Origin of the sequence: Kribbella sp. NBC_00709, assembly GCF_036226565.1 — a bacterium.
In the GTDB taxonomy this organism is placed as follows: Bacteria; Actinomycetota; Actinomycetes; order Propionibacteriales; family Kribbellaceae; genus Kribbella.
The window spans coordinates 5768953-5783190 of record NZ_CP108996.1; the positions used below are offsets into that span (position 1 = coordinate 5768953).

The 14238-nt window shown below is 67.5% G+C and carries 13 protein-coding genes; 8 read left to right on the forward strand and 5 right to left on the reverse strand.

Annotated features, from left to right (window positions below):
• The first annotated feature begins 19 nt into the window (after nt 1–19).
• The gene (gene dnaG, locus OHA18_RS28455) at nt 20–1936 is read left to right on the forward strand and encodes a DNA primase (protein WP_328998384.1); all 1917 of its coding nucleotides are present in this window, start codon (nt 20–22) and stop codon (nt 1934–1936) included.
• Here dnaG and OHA18_RS28460 read toward each other — a convergent pair.
• A complete protein-coding gene (locus OHA18_RS28460; RefSeq protein WP_328998385.1) occupies nt 1933–2535 on the reverse strand; it encodes a TetR/AcrR family transcriptional regulator in 603 nt (200 codons plus the stop codon). The two genes, dnaG and OHA18_RS28460, sit on opposite strands and share 4 nt — an antisense overlap.
• A gap of 90 nt (nt 2536–2625) precedes the next feature.
• On the opposite strand from OHA18_RS28460, the gene OHA18_RS28465 reads away from it, so the two are divergent.
• The gene (locus OHA18_RS28465; RefSeq protein ID WP_328998387.1) at nt 2626–3744 is read left to right on the forward strand and encodes an FAD-dependent oxidoreductase; all 1119 of its coding nucleotides are present in this window, start codon (nt 2626–2628) and stop codon (nt 3742–3744) included.
• 9 nt (nt 3745–3753) lie between these two features.
• Here OHA18_RS28465 and OHA18_RS28470 read toward each other — a convergent pair whose 3' ends face one another.
• From OHA18_RS28470 to OHA18_RS28480, 3 genes are all read right to left on the reverse strand, one after another.
• Nucleotides 3754–4713 (reverse strand): phosphotransferase enzyme family protein, encoded by a 960-nt coding sequence (locus tag OHA18_RS28470; protein ID WP_328998388.1) that lies wholly within the window; start codon nt 4711–4713, stop codon nt 3754–3756.
• Nucleotides 4714–4753: 40 nt separating this feature from the next.
• Nucleotides 4754–5290, reverse strand: coding sequence for a mycothiol transferase (locus OHA18_RS28475; RefSeq protein ID WP_328998389.1), 537 nt, complete (start codon nt 5288–5290; stop codon nt 4754–4756).
• A gap of 143 nt (nt 5291–5433) precedes the next feature.
• A complete protein-coding gene (locus OHA18_RS28480) occupies nt 5434–5877 on the reverse strand; it encodes an OsmC family peroxiredoxin (protein WP_328998390.1) in 444 nt (147 codons plus the stop codon).
• Nucleotides 5878–5979: 102 nt separating this feature from the next.
• Here OHA18_RS28480 and OHA18_RS28485 point away from each other — a divergent pair, with 102 nt between their 5' ends.
• Nucleotides 5980–6447 (forward strand): MarR family winged helix-turn-helix transcriptional regulator, encoded by a 468-nt coding sequence (locus tag OHA18_RS28485; RefSeq protein WP_328998391.1) that lies wholly within the window; start codon nt 5980–5982, stop codon nt 6445–6447.
• A 30-nt stretch (nt 6448–6477) separates the two neighbouring features.
• On the opposite strand, the gene OHA18_RS28490 is transcribed toward OHA18_RS28485, so the two are convergent.
• Entirely contained in the window at nt 6478–7701 is a 1224-nt protein-coding gene (locus tag OHA18_RS28490; RefSeq protein WP_328998392.1) for a hypothetical protein, read from the reverse strand.
• Between the two features lie 63 nt (nt 7702–7764).
• Between OHA18_RS28490 and OHA18_RS28495 the strand changes: the two genes are divergently transcribed.
• The 5 genes from OHA18_RS28495 (at nt 7765) to OHA18_RS28515 (ending at nt 14144) form a co-directional block, all read left to right on the forward strand.
• Nucleotides 7765–8775 (forward strand): ArsR/SmtB family transcription factor, encoded by a 1011-nt coding sequence (locus OHA18_RS28495; protein WP_328998393.1) that lies wholly within the window; start codon nt 7765–7767, stop codon nt 8773–8775.
• 100 nt (nt 8776–8875) lie between these two features.
• The gene (locus tag OHA18_RS28500; protein WP_328998394.1) at nt 8876–9712 is read left to right on the forward strand and encodes an alpha/beta fold hydrolase; all 837 of its coding nucleotides are present in this window, start codon (nt 8876–8878) and stop codon (nt 9710–9712) included.
• A gap of 315 nt (nt 9713–10027) precedes the next feature.
• Nucleotides 10028–11746 (forward strand): S8 family serine peptidase, encoded by a 1719-nt coding sequence (locus OHA18_RS28505; RefSeq protein WP_328998395.1) that lies wholly within the window; start codon nt 10028–10030, stop codon nt 11744–11746.
• A gap of 625 nt (nt 11747–12371) precedes the next feature.
• Complete coding sequence (locus OHA18_RS28510) at nt 12372–12992, forward strand: hypothetical protein (protein ID WP_328998396.1); 621 nt, start codon at nt 12372–12374, stop codon at nt 12990–12992.
• Nucleotides 12993–13355: 363 nt separating this feature from the next.
• The gene (locus OHA18_RS28515; RefSeq protein ID WP_328998397.1) at nt 13356–14144 is read left to right on the forward strand and encodes a bestrophin-like domain; all 789 of its coding nucleotides are present in this window, start codon (nt 13356–13358) and stop codon (nt 14142–14144) included.
• The last annotated feature ends 94 nt before the right edge of the window (nt 14145–14238 follow it).

A 14238-nucleotide genomic window follows, 5' to 3' on the forward strand; every position in this document is an offset into this window, starting at 1 on the left:
GTCCAGCTAGACTCACGGGGTGGCAGGCCGGATCAAGGAAGAGGACATCGCGCTGGTGCGCGAGCGGGCCCGGATCGACGATGTCGTCGGCTCGTATGTGACCTTGAAGAACGCCGGCGGCGGCAACCTGAAGGGGCTGTGCCCGTTCCACGACGAGAAGTCGCCGTCGTTCAACGTGACGCCGGCCCGCGGGTTCTTCTACTGCTTCGGCTGCCAAGAGGGCGGCGACGTCATCGACTTCATCCAGAAGATCGACCAGATCACGTTCTCCGAGGCGGTCGAGACGCTGGCCTCGAAGGTCGGCATCCAGCTGCGGTACGACGACTCCGGTGCGCCGGTCCAGCGCGGACCGGGTAACCAGCGGCCCCGGCTCGTCGAGGCGCACAAGGTCGCGGCCGAGTTCTACGTCGACCAGCTGTTCGGCGCCGCCGAGGCGGGGCCCGGACGGCAGTTCCTGGACAAGCGCGGTTTCGACAAGGACGCCGCCGTCCATTTCGGCGTGGGGTTCTCGCCGCGCGGTGGCGACGTACTGACCAACCATCTGCGCGGCCGCGGTTTCACCAACGCCGAGCTGGTCGCGTCCGGTCTGTCCGCCGACGGGCAGCGCGGGCTGTACGACCGGTTCCGCGGCCGGCTGATGTGGCCGATCCGGGACGCGTCGTCGGACGTGATCGGGTTCGGTGCGCGGCGGCTGTTCGACGACGACCGGATCGAAGCGAAGTACCTGAACACGCCCGAGACCCCGATCTACAAGAAATCCAAGGTCCTGTACGGCGTCGATCTCGCCCGGCGCGAGATCGCGAAGGGCCGCCAGGCCGTGGTCGTCGAGGGCTACACCGACGTGATGGCCTGCCACCTGGCCGGAGTGCAGACCGCGGTCGCCACCTGCGGTACGGCGTTCGGCGACGATCACGCGCGGGTGCTGCGGCAGCTATTGCTCGACCACGACCAGTTCCGTGGCGAGGTGATCTTCACCTTCGACGGTGACGAGGCCGGTCAGCGGGCCGCTTTGAAGGCGTTCGCAGGGGACCAGGCGTTCGCCGCGCAGACGTACGTCGCGGTCGAGCCGGACGGTCTCGACCCGTGCGATCTGCGGTTGGAGAAGGGCGACGCCGCGGTCCGCGAGCTGATCGGCCGGCGCGTCCCGCTGTACCGGTTCGTGCTCGGGAACGTGCTGTCGAAGTACGACCTGGACCGGGCCGACACACGGGTCGACGCGTTGCGCGACGCGGCACGGCTGGTGATCAGCATCCGCGACCGGTCGAAGGTCGACGCCTTCACCCGCGAACTCGCCGGCCACCTCGGCATGGACGAGGACCAGGTCCGCACCGAGGTCTACCGCGCCGCCGCTCGGCAGGGGTCAACTTCGGGGCAGGCGCAAGTACAAGCAAAGGCTCAGATTGTAGCTTCGGGAGAAGTTTCGCAGCCGGCGGTCCGGCGTACCGACATCCCGTCGCCGCGGGATCAGCGGTTCGTGATCGAGTGGGACGCACTGAAGGTCGCAATGCAGCACCCGGCGCTGGTCGGTGTCGCCTTCGACGAGCTCGACGACCACGACTTCACCCATCCGTGGCTAGGCGCGATCCGGGCCGCGATGGCGAAGGCCGGTGGCCCGTCCGCCGCACCGCCAGGTGAGGCCTGGGTAGTAGCCGTGCGCGATGCCATCGGCAACGATCCGGCGGCCGCGGTCGTCGGCGCACTGGCTGTGGACCCGTTGCGACTCGGCCGCGAACCGGACGAGCAGTACGCGCAGGCGTTGCTGGCTCGCCTGCAGGAACTGACCTGCGCACGCCGCATCCAGGATCTGAAGTCGAAGCTGCAGCGCACCAACCCGATCGACCGCGCCGACGAGTACAACCGGATGTTCGGCGAACTGATCGCCCTCGAGGCCTACAAGGCCGAACTCCGCAACCGCGCCATCTCGGGCGCGCTCTAGTCCTCCTTCAAGTGCTCGACCAGGCGCGTCGTTTCCTCGGCGTACTTCGCCGCGAACTCCTCGCTGTCCGGGTCGAGGCCGAGCGCCCTGGCGATCTGCGGGAACACCACCGGGGCCGCCGCCAGGCCGAAGAGCGCGAGACCGGTGTAGGCCGCGTCCAGGTTGGCGGCGAGCTCACCGTCGGCCTGCCGCTGCCGGAAATCGTCGACCATGCTCTGGAACCGGGCTCGCTGCCCTTCCGGATCCAGTGCGCTGGTGTCGCGATCGACCGCCTCCCGCACCAGGAGCCGGAGCAGGTCAGGCTTCGCGATCGACGTACGGGCGTAGGCGGCGACCACCTCGCCGAGTGATTCCGCGTCCGCGGCGATCGTCGGCTCACCGGCCCGCCAGCGCTCGGCGACTGCTTTGTAGAGGCCCTCTTTGCCGCCGAAGTAGTACGAGATCAGTTGCTTGTTGACGCCGGCTCTGGCGGCGATCTCGCTGACCCGCGCACCGCTGAACCCGTGCGCGCCGAACTCGACCACCGCCGCGTCCAGCAACTGCTGCCTGGTGCGCTCGGCGTCCCGTTGCCGCTCGTCGGGTCCCGGTGATCTCCGCACGAAACCCATCCTAGCGGACTGCCATCCGGTGTGCTAACTTAATCAACCAGACGGATGATAAAGCTTGATGCATGGATGATTGGAGCAGTGATGAAGGTAGCGATCATGGGTGCCGGCATCGGCGGGCTGGCGCTGGCGCAGGGGCTGCTCAAGGCGGGCGTCGACGTGACGGTGTTCGAGCGCGACCCCTCACCGCGACACCGCAACCAGGGGTATCGGATCCACATCAGCGAGGTGGGGGAGGAGGCGCTGGCCGCGGTGCTGCCGGATGCCGTGCGGCATCGGGTCATCGCGACCGCGACACGGCCGGGTGATCTGGTGGCCGGGTTCGACGCGCAGTTGAACGCCCAGTTCGAGCAGGAGTTCCCGGTCGCCGGTCCGGACGCCGTGACGTCAGTGGATCGGTATGCGTTCCGGCGGGCGTTGATGACCGGGCTCGACGACGTGCTCGAGTTCGGCAAGCAGTTCGAGTCGTATGTCGAGACGCCCGACGGGGTCGAGATCTCCTTTGCGGACGGGACTTCCACGGTCGCCGACGTGCTCGTCGGTGCCGACGGCGTCGGCTCGCGAGTGCGCGGGCACCTGCTCCCCGAGCTCGACGTGGTGGACATCGGGGTGCGCTGCATCTACGGGAAGGTGCCGCTGACAACGGCTGTCCGCGCGATGGCGCCGCCGGCGTTCCTGCGAGGATTCTGCTTCGCGAGCGACGGTGCGGGGACGGGCGTGGCCTTCGGTCCGGTGGTGTTCCGGGAGCGCCCGGAGGAGTACGGCGACTATCTGATGGCCGTGCTCACCGGGACGAACGAGGTGCTCGGTGCGTCGGACGAGGAGCTGTTCGCGATGAGCCCGGCTGAGCTGTGGAAGATCGTGACGCGCTCGGTCGTCGATTGGCATCCGGCGATCCGCTCGTTGGTCGATGCCGCGGAGGTTGATGCGGCCTTCCCGATCACGCTGCGGACGTGCATCGACGTGCCGTCCTGGTCGTCGGAGCACGTGACGCTGCTGGGCGACGCGGTGCATCCGATGACGCCGGCCGCGGGAGCAGGCGCCAATACCGCGCTGTGGGATGCCGCGAGACTCACGCGGGCGTTGACGTCCGGCGAGGACCTCGCGTCGTACCAGCGGGACATGATCGCCAACGGCCAAGCGGTCGTGACCGAGTCCTTGCGCAATGCCGAGCGTCTGTTCCGGGTGTCGATCCCGGCGTGACGATTGTGTTCATCCGCCGGCGCTGAGCCGGTCGCGCAACCTGTCGTGTACGTCGGTGAGCCGTTCGAGCATCCGCAGTGCTGTGTCATGCCGCGCCCGCGCGTAGAGCTCGAGCGACGGCGTCACGGCATCAGGCGGTTCGGCCAACGGGAAGGTCGATCCCAGTGTGTATGCGCAGCCGACAGCGACCGTCGACACGAGATCGTCGACGCGGGCGTCCGGCTGCTCGTCCCGATACGCGACGAGCAACTCGGCGAGCCCGTCGATCCATTCGTCCCCGAGCAGCACCGTCCGCGGGTCGCAACCGATCCGCGCAATCTCCCAGGAGGTGAAGCGTGGGCGTGGTGGCTGGAAGTCGATCACCGCTGCGACCTCGTCGCCGCGCATCAGCAGGTTCGGCGAGGCCAGGTCGCCGTGGATCACCTGCACCGTCAACTCCGGCAAGCTCGCCAGGATCGCGCCGGCCCGCTGGAGCAGTGCTCGCCGTTCCTCGGCCGCTTCGCACGCCCATTCCTCGAACGGGCTCAACGACTCGCGTGCCCGGAACTTCGCGATCAGCTGATCGAAGTCCCGCGTCGCGCGGCCGATATCTCGGACTCCGACCGCCGCACGCAACGCCGGCGCCGCCGCTGGATGTTCAGCCAGGCGCCGATGCAGCCTGCCCAAGGCAGTCCCTACCGTCGACCAGCGCGCTCCCGAGATCCCACCTTCGGCCGTCTCGCCGTCGACGAACTCCCACAACGACATCGGCGCCCGTTCGTCGATCAGCTCGCCGTCGAGAGTCCGCCGTACCTCGGGCACCGGGACGCCGCCGAGGCGAGCGAACTCCGCCAGCTCGATCGCCGCGCGTTCGCGCTGGAGCTGCCCGCGGTACACCTTCGCGAACCATCGCCGTCCGGTGTCGTCGACGACGCGGAAGTTCGTGGTCGCAGTCCCGGCCTGGATCTCGGTCGATTCGGCCAGGTGCACGCCGTACGACGTCGCCAGGGCGGCTGCGAGCTTCGCCGGCTCAATCAGGATCGTTGCCTGTCACGCCATCGACGGCTTCACGCAGGATGTCCGCGTGGCCGGTGTGCTTCAGGTATTCCTCGAGCAGGTCGATGAGGAACCGTCGGCGGTTCGACGACCACTTGGGGTCCGGGTCCGGGACCACCACGTCCAGACCACCGTCCGCACTCAGCTGCTGCCAGGCGGCACGCGAGCGCGCGGCCGCGCCGTACCAGAGGGCGTAGAGCTCCTGCGGGTCGTCGGTGACCGCGGATTCCCATACCCACCGGTCGTTCTCGACCCAGCTCCGGGTGTCCCACGGCGGCCCGAATGGTTGCTCCGCGGCCCGCGCCGTGAAGCCGTCCTCGACGAACGCCAGGTGCTTGATCAAACCCGCGAGCGTCAGCGTCGAGGGTGGATGCCGGCGACGTAGCTGCTCGGCATCGAGCCCACCGGTCTTCCACGCGAACTGCTTCCGGACCCTGTCCACGGCGAACTGCAGCATCTCCACTTCGCTCCCACGCGGACACTCTTCCAGCGGCAGATCTCTCCAGTCCATGAACGCTCCTTCGTGAGGAGGCACCCAGCATGCCGCACCGGAAGGTCGGCGCGCCGTGGAACCGGGGGACTGCCCGGTAAAGCCAGCACTGCCCGGAGAGCAGGGGACTCCGGGCAGTGCTTTCCGAGCTGGCGCTTCAGAGGTCAGCTCTCGAGCGCTGCGTCCAGCGTGATGTCGACGCCGGCGAGGGCCTTGCTGATCGGGCAGTTCGCCTTCGCCGCCTGGGCCGCCTCCGCGAAGCCCGCCGCGTCCAGCCCGTCGACCTCGGCGCGGACGGTGAGCTTGATGCCGGTGAGCTTGAACCCGCCGTTCGCCTGGTCCGGGCCGAGCGTCACGTCAGCCTGTACTTCGTGCGCCTGCGGAGTGCCGCCACGCTGGGCGATCTCCGCGCTGAGCGACATCGCGTAGCACGCGGTGTGAGCGGCAGCGATGAGCTCCTCCGGGCTGGTCGCACCACCCGCGTCTTCGGCGGCACGCTTCGGGAACGACACGTCGTACGTCCCCGCCTTCGAACTGCTCAGTTCCACCTGGCCCGAGCCCTGCTCCAAGGTGCCGTTCCAAGCGGTGCGCGCGGTACGAGTCGGCATTGCGATCTCCTTCGGAAGTTATCTTGTGTACAAGATAATTGTGCACAAGATATCCTTTCGTCAAGCCCTCACCGGGTGAGACGCCGACCACAGGAGGAAGCGATGACCGAGACCAGCCGCCGCGCGACTGCGACAGGTCCGGCGGACGACCGGGTCCTCGGCGACCTGCTCTGCTTCGACCTGTACTCGCTGTCCCGGATGGTCACCGCCCTGTACCGCCCGGTGCTCGAGCCGCACGGCCTGACCTACCCGCAGTACCTCGTCCTGGTCACCCTCACCCGCATCGGCCGCAGCCCCATCGGCGACATCGCCCGCGCGACCCGCCTGGACCACGGGACCCTCACCCCACTACTCCGCCGCATGTCCGACCGCGGCCTCCTGACCCTCGACCGCTCCACCACGGACGCGCGCTCGGTAACCGTCGCCCTGACCCCCGCCGGCGAAGCTCTGAAGCCCGTCCTCCACGAGGCCCAGTGCCACCTCGGCGAGTCCCTCGGTATGACGGAGAATCAGGTCCGCCGCCTCCAATCCACCCTTCACCAACTCACGGACCACCTGGACAACGCCTGACCACAAGGTGCTGTGCATCCAACGCCTTCGTCAGAAGTCCTCCCGGTCTCGAGACGGTCCCACCATCACGACCCGGCGGTCCTGCCGGCTCCTCCGGAGACCCGGGATCAGCGAGACGGTGACCAGGAAGGATGCTGTCGCGGCCAGGCCGATGCCCAGTCCCGCGGCTCGGCTGCCGCCGCCGAGGAGGCTCGCGAGGCCGCCGGCCAGCACCGCGCCAACTCCTTGCATCGAGCTCGTCCCCACTGCGTAGAGCCCTAACACCTGGCCACGAATGTCTGCAGCTGTCCACGTCATCAGCCGCTCCTGCAACGGAAGGCTGGCGCTGTACCCGACCGAGGCCACGGCCGCGAGCAGGCAAGCGAGTGCGAACGACGGTTGCAGGAGGAACAACAGGTACGGCGCAGCCAGGAGCAGCCGGGCGGGTTCCACCAGCCGATCCCGGAATGCCTGCGGGACGAACCGCCCCATCCCGATGTCTCCGACCAGCATGCCGACGGCAGTCGCCGAGAACAGAAAGCCGGCCCGCGCGCCCGAGTACGGAACGATCAACGCCTCGCAACCGACGATCAGTCCGTTGGGCAGCCAGAGCGCCAGGTAGACCGGGCGCAGCACCGGCGATCCGAGCAGCAATCGGTTGACGGCGCGGCTCCGACGTACAGCCCGGCCCCGCGCCCGAGGTTCTCTGTTGCTGATCCCCCAACGACACATCAGCAGCGCGAGCAGGTTCGTTGCCGCGGAGCCGACGAACAACTCCGTCGGGCTGAAATGCAGCAGCAGCACCCCGCCCATGCTGAAGCCGACGATCTGCATCGCACCCGTCGCCAGGTTGCTGGTCGCCCGGGCGAAGACGAATCCGCCCTCGGGCACCACGTCGGAGAGCAAGGCGCCGAACGTACCTGAGGTCGCGGACAAGATGATCCAAGGCACCATCAGCAGCATCAACCGGAGGCCGATCGCCACGCCCGGGATCGCCTGCAGAATGTTGCCTGCAGCCATCACGCCGAGGGCAACCATCAAGGCCGTCCGCGGACGGAGCAGGTCCGCCAAGCTGAGCAAGAACCACGACGACACGAGACGAACCAGCGGCCCTCCGAACATCACGAACGCACTGAGGACGGGGGAGCCGGTCTGGGTGTAGGTCAAGGTCCCCAGGGCCAGACTCGCGACGGAACCGGCCGCGACATTGAGCGAGTTCGTCACGAACAGCACCCGGAACTCCGGGACCGAGAACAGCTGGCGATAGGTCTGCACCTCGGCAGTGTCGACGTCACCCGGCAGTACTCGATAATGTTTCGCAGGGAGGCGAAACGTCAGATGGGCATCTGGAAGGTCCCGGTCGACATCCTGGCCGAGAGCCGCTTCGCGATCTCGACCCTGGCCGAAATCACCGGATCTCTCAGCACGCTGCGCGGCGCGCGGACGCCCGAGCAGCGCGCATTCCGGGCCGCGTACGGCGCAGCCTTCAGCGACTGGTTGGCCGCCCGCCCGGTCGTCTCGGATCTCGTGCGGGCCAGCTTCCGCGAGATCCAGGGCGGCCGCTTCGGCCTGACCGCTGACTTCCTCGGGATGCCACCGCCTCGGGTGGCGCGGGCCTCCTTCGAGAGCGAACTCGCTCAGCTTCGAAGGCTCACAGACGACGACGTACGGGCCGATCTGATCGCTACAACCGGCGAACCGTTGGCCCCGACACTGCGGCAGCCGGGTGTCCGCGACGCCCTCCTGGAACTCGTCGTGTGGCTGTGGACCCACACCGTCGAGAGCGACTGGGCCCGGCGGGAACAGGTACTCCGCGCGGACATCGTGGCTCGCACCGACCAGCTCGCGCGGCTCGGCTGGGGATCCGTTCTCCGCGATCTCGGTCGCGACCACGAATGGGTCGGTAACGGCGAACTCCGGATCAACCGCTTCGACCGACCGACCATGTCGCTACCCGCAGGAAGTCGCCTCACCTTCGTCCCGACCAGCCACTCCGGCAGCTGGGCCGGATGGCATCGCAACAGCTACGCCCTTTACTACCCGGTCACCGGGCGTCTCGCCGCGGTCGGCGCACCCCAAGGCGCAGGCCTCGGCCCACTCATTGGGGAGTCGCGTGCACAGATCCTCCGACTCCTCGACGGACCACGCAGTACGACCCATCTCGTAGCCCTGACCGGCCAGACTCTGGGAGCAGTAGGCCGCCACCTCAAGGTCCTACTCGGAGCCGGCGCCATCGTCCGCCGCCGCTCCGGCCGAGAAGTCCTCTACTGGCGCACACCCTTAGGCGACTCCCTAGTCGCATCAGACACCGCCCCAAACCCCTCTCACCCCAGCCGCTCCCGTCGCTGACCTTCGCGCTGGCGATCGCCGCGACTCCGATCGCCGGCCTTCTAGGTTGGAGACCGCCGACCCGTCGATCTCGTCGTACTGTGAGGTTGGGGGTAGGCGGATGGTGGACACGGCCTTTGTGACAGCAGCGGACGGAAGAACCGTTGCGTACGCGGAGTGGGGTGTGCGCGATGGGTGGCCGTTGTTCGTGCTGCACGGCTGCCCCGGTAGTCGGTACTTGCGGCATATCGGCGGTGTCTACGAGCGGCATCGGGTCCGCGTGATCACCTATGACCTGCCCGGATACGGGCTATCGACGCGTCGTCCGGGGCATCGGGTGGTAGACGCCGCCGAGGACGTCGCGCTGATCGCGGACCGGCTCGGGATCGACGAGTTCGCCGTACTCGGAATCTCCGCGGGCGGTCCGCGGTCGCTCGCCGTGGCTGCCCGGTTGCCTGAGCGAGTCACGCGATGTGTCACCGAACTCAGCCCCGCCGAGTACACGGCATCCGATCTGGATTTCTTCGCCGGTATGCCCGAGGCCGAGGTGGGCGAGTGGGAGCGGCCCGCAACCCACGACGCGGCTTGGCTCGCCGAACATGACTTTCCCGATCTCGTTGCCTGGCTTGATAAGCCTGACCCCGTGCCCGAGCTGTCCGGGGAGCTGCACGACATGCTCGTGCAGACGTTTCGAGAGGGCGTCGTGAACGGGCCGGGCGGCTTCGTCGACGACCTCATTTCGCTGTCGGCGCCGTGGGGCTTCACGCTCGACGAGGTGAAAGCTCCGACGAGGGTGATGGCCGGAACCGAAGACGAAGGCATTCCTCGCCAGCACACCGAATGGCTCGTCGCGGGGATTCCTGACGCCGAGCCGGTCTGGTCGCCAGGCGGCCACATCGCGGACCACTCGGCAGCCGAAGAGCGTTTGATCGCCTGGCTTGCAGGCACACGTTCTTGATCGGCTCAGATTCGGCGGTGTTCGACGGTGAGGAAGATTGGCTCGACCGAACCGCCGGCGAAACGGCCGCAGGCGCCTGTGCGGGCGGTTTGACGCTGTCTGTTTGGTGGTAGGAGGCAGGTGGGGTTGTGGGGCGCTGTGATGGCGCCGGGGGTTGTTTCGGCTGTTGGCCGGGACAAGGGGAATGGTGAGCAGGTTTCGATGGTCCAGTTCAACTGGTCGTACCCCGGCTCCGGGTATGTCGCGCTCGCGCAGTGCCGACGATCAGCCAGCGAGTTTCGCTCGCTGTAGCTGGATATCCGAGGGAGGGGTCCAATGTTCAAGTACGTCACGCGCGCAGCGGTGGTGGCCGGGAGCGTCGCCGGGCTGCTGTGGGTCGCAGCCAGTCCCGGCACGGCGACCGGCGGCCAAGAGCGGCAGTTTGTCGTCCTCTACGCCCAGAGCGGCTCCGCTGAAGCCGCGCATGCCGCGATCGCCGCCGCCGGCGGCACCGTGCTGAGCGAGAACACGGCGATCGGAGTCGCCACCGTCACCACCAGGAGTGAGAGTTTCCAGGCTGCCGCAGGCGCCTCGTCCGCGATCGAGGGGGTCGCGCGAAGTACGGTCATCGGCCGGGCGCCTGCCGACGGCTCGGCCATCGGGAAGGTGAGTGCGAAGCTCGACACTGCGCAGACCGACCTTCAAGGTGCGAAGGCAGGTAGTGCGAAGAAGGGGAAGAAGCAAGAGCCGCTGGCCGGGCTGCAATGGGACATGCAGCAGATCGGCGCCACCGCCGACGGCTCCCAGCGCTACGAGCAGGGCAACGGCGTACGCGTCGGCATCATCGACACCGGCGTCGACGGCACCCATCCCGACATCGCCGCCAACTTCGACAAGGCGCTGAGCCGGAACTTCACGACCGACATCCCGGTCGACGCGAACGGCACAGTGGTCGACGGACCATGCGAGCACCCGAGCTGCGTCGACCCTGTCGACGAGGACGACAACGGTCACGGTACGCACGTCGCGTCCGAAATCGCGTCGCCGGTCAACAAGCTCGGGATCGCGGGCATCGCGCCCAAGGCAACGATCGTCAACCTGCGAGCCGGCCAGGATTCGGGCTTCTTCTTCCTGCAGCCCACGGTCGATGCCCTGACGTATGCGGGCGATCACGGCATCGACGTCGTGAACATGAGCTTCTACGTCGATCCGTGGCTGTTCAACTGCACCAACAACCCGGCGGACGCGCCGGAGTTCCAGGCTGAGCAGCGAACTGTCATCCAGGCGATGCAGCGGGCGCTCGACTACGCCTATGCCCATGGCGTCACGCTGGTCGCAGCGGCCGGCAACGGCGCGACCGATTACACCAAGACGATTGTGGACGCGTCGAGCCCGGATTTCCCCGCCGTGCCTGGTGAGGCTCCATATACGCGGACGATTCCGGCTTCGTGTATCTCGATGCCGTCCGAGGGCAACCATGTGCTCTCGGTGACCAGCACCGGCATTTCCAAGCGCAAGGCCTACTACTCCGACTACGGCAACGGTTACGCCGACCTGTCCGCGCCCGGCGGGGACGTGTACGACACGGCTGACAACAAGCGCGACATCACCAAGGCCGTGCTCGCGGCGTACCCGAAGCACCTCGCCGAGGAGCGCGGTCAGCTCAATCCCGACGGGACGCCGAACACACCCAACGTCGTTCAGAGCTGCCACAAGAGCGTCTGCGGCTACTACCAGTACCTGCAGGGCACGTCGATGGCGTCACCGCACGCGGCCGGCGTCGCTGTGCTGGCGGTCGGCCGGCTAGGCGTTCGGGACCACGTCAACGGTGGCAAGAAGGCCTCGCCTGCGGTTGTCGAGCAGGCACTGCGCGGTACGGCAACCAACCGCGCGTGCCCGACGCCGCCGCTGTTCACCTACACCCGTCAGGTCCAGCAACCCGACGGGACCTTCGTGACCGTGACGGCCAACCACCTGTGCGAAGGCACACCGACGAACAACGGGTTCTACGGCGACGGCATCGTCGACGCAACGAAGGTCGCCCGAGGGCACTAACCCACCAAGCCGGCGCCGGAACCCGTCGCCAACATGAGTTCATGGCACCGGCGGGCTTGGATTCGCCGCAGGTCACGGCCGAATGTGGCCGTGACCTGCGGTGATGCGGAGTAGGGCGGACGGGACTCGAACCCGTGACGCAGGGATTATGAGGGCCACGCCATTTACCGTGCTGGCCAACTTCAGGCTCCGGGAGTTCGGATTCCTACCCCTCTAGCCGACTGAGTCCACTCTGTTCGACACGATTTCATGGCAGGAACCATGGCACGCCGCGACGGATCCACGTTGGCCGCGACCGTGGAACGGGGCCCGGTACCGCCCGCCTCAGCCGGTACGGGCCGGACATGGCTGATCACCGATCACGCCCGACCCGCACGCCGGGACGTCGCTCGGCCGGACGAGCAGGAGCCCGTCTCCCCGTCGGCCGGACATCGGCGGGCCGTTGCCTCTGGCGGCCGCTTCGGCGTAGCTTGACGAACGGGGGGCACATGGTTCGCTCACGTGGGTTTGTTTGGCTTGATGGGCTTCACGAAGCCTCGCTGCTGACTGCACAGGCGGGGCCGATATGAACGCCAGGGCGCTGAGGCTGGAGGCACGATTCTGGCGAAGTCGACGGTCAGCAGCCGTGGCAGGGATCGTGTTTGGGGTGCTGCTCCTGGCAGCGTTGACGATGGTCCGCGTCGCACTTTCCGCGGACAGCCTTCAGTCGCTGGAATCCGACGCAGCTCGACGCAGGCTCATCCGGATCAGTCTCCAGCTCGTGCCGTTTGCCGGAATCGCCTTTCTGTGGTTCATCGGCGTCGTTCGTGATCAGCTCGGCGACGTCGAGGACCGGCTTTTCTCCACCGTCTTCCTGGGCAGTGGGCTTCTCTTCTTGGCCATGCTCTTCATTGGCGCCGTCACGGCGTCCAGCATGACGGCGATGCTCGCGGGATCGGACGTCAACGCCGACGTCTGGGCGTACGGCCGCACCAGCACGCAGGCGCTCATTTCCGTCTACGCCATGCGCATGGCCGCAGTGTTCACGCTCTCGGTGAGTACCGTGGGTCTGCGCACTTCAGCCTTCCCCCGGTGGGTGGCAATCCTCGGCTATCTTGTCGCGGTGGTGCTGCTGGTGGCCGCCGGCGAACACCGATGGACCCAACTAGCCTTTCCCGCTTGGGTTCTCCTCGTCAGCGTGGTCATTCTCTTCACCCGCCCGCCAACCCGTGAAGTCGCCGCTGAACAGACGGACACCCCGTCATGATGGCGTCCCACTACCGCCTCGCCATGTGAGCTCGTAGTTGGACTCGGGTCCTCGATGAGGTCGCCGCTGACGTCGCGCCGAGCCGCCGCAACGGCAGCACGCCGAAGACGCTGCAGACCGACGCATCGCGCGGAACGGGTAGACGGTGTGCAACCGCCCCGGTCGAGCGGCTGCAGGTCAGGATGGTGCGTACTTCGGGGGCAGTATCGCCTGCGTGCGGATCCTCCTCACACGCTGCTGATCGGACGAGGCGGCGCGCAGGTTCGGCGATCTGCATCACCCCAATCAGATGAGGCGATTTCCGCCACTGCGGGCTTGACTGGTCGCACGAACATTCTCGCCTCCATCCTCATCGTTGTCGGGGTGACCGTCCTGGCCATCGCGGGCATGCTGTTTGTGCGCCGTCATGCGCCGGACGGCAGTTTCTTCCACGACGGGGACCGCGCGGCAGGCGTGTTCGGCGTACTGGCCACCGGTTTCGCAGTCCTGTCGGGTTTCGTTGTGTTCTTGGCCTTCACCAGCTACGACACCGCCCGCACGGGGGCGGAGCGGGAGGCGCTGATCGTCTCCCAGCAGGTCGAGACCGCACAGTTCTTTCCGGAACCTGCCCGCACAGAGCTGACCAATGAACTCGTCTGCTACGCCCGCTCGGTGGCCGGAGTCCAGTGGTACCGGATGCAGGCCGGCACGCTGGGCGAGGAGCTGAATCCCTGGGCCGGCGAGATGTTCCAGACGCTGCAGACGGTCAAGCCGAGCAATGCGACCGAGCAGTCGGCCTTCGACATCTGGCTGAGTCAGCGACAGACTCGCGAGGAGGCCCGCAGCGACCGCTTACACGGGGCCGTCGGAGTGATCCCGGGCCCGCTGTGGGTGGTGCTGTTCTTCGTGTCGGGTCTCATTCTCTTGTACATGCTTTTCTTCGCCGACAGCGGCGAACGGGCGGTGGTTCAGGCCCTCATGGCGGGCACGGTGGCCTCCGTCGTCACATCGCTGCTCTTGCTGCTGGGCGCTCTCAACCAGCCATTCCATGAGGGCTTCGGTGGCCTTCGGCCCGTGGCCATGCAGCGAACGCTGCAGATCATCGACGAGGAGCTTGTGGTGGCCAACCAGAACGTGTCTCCTCCCTGCGACGCCCGCGGGAACCCGCAGTAGGCGCCCGCGATGACCTGGTTGAGCTGACTGCCGGCGGGGTGCTGATCCGTGGCTGTCGGGCGCTCGCCCTGCTGGTCGCGATCGACGGCCGGCT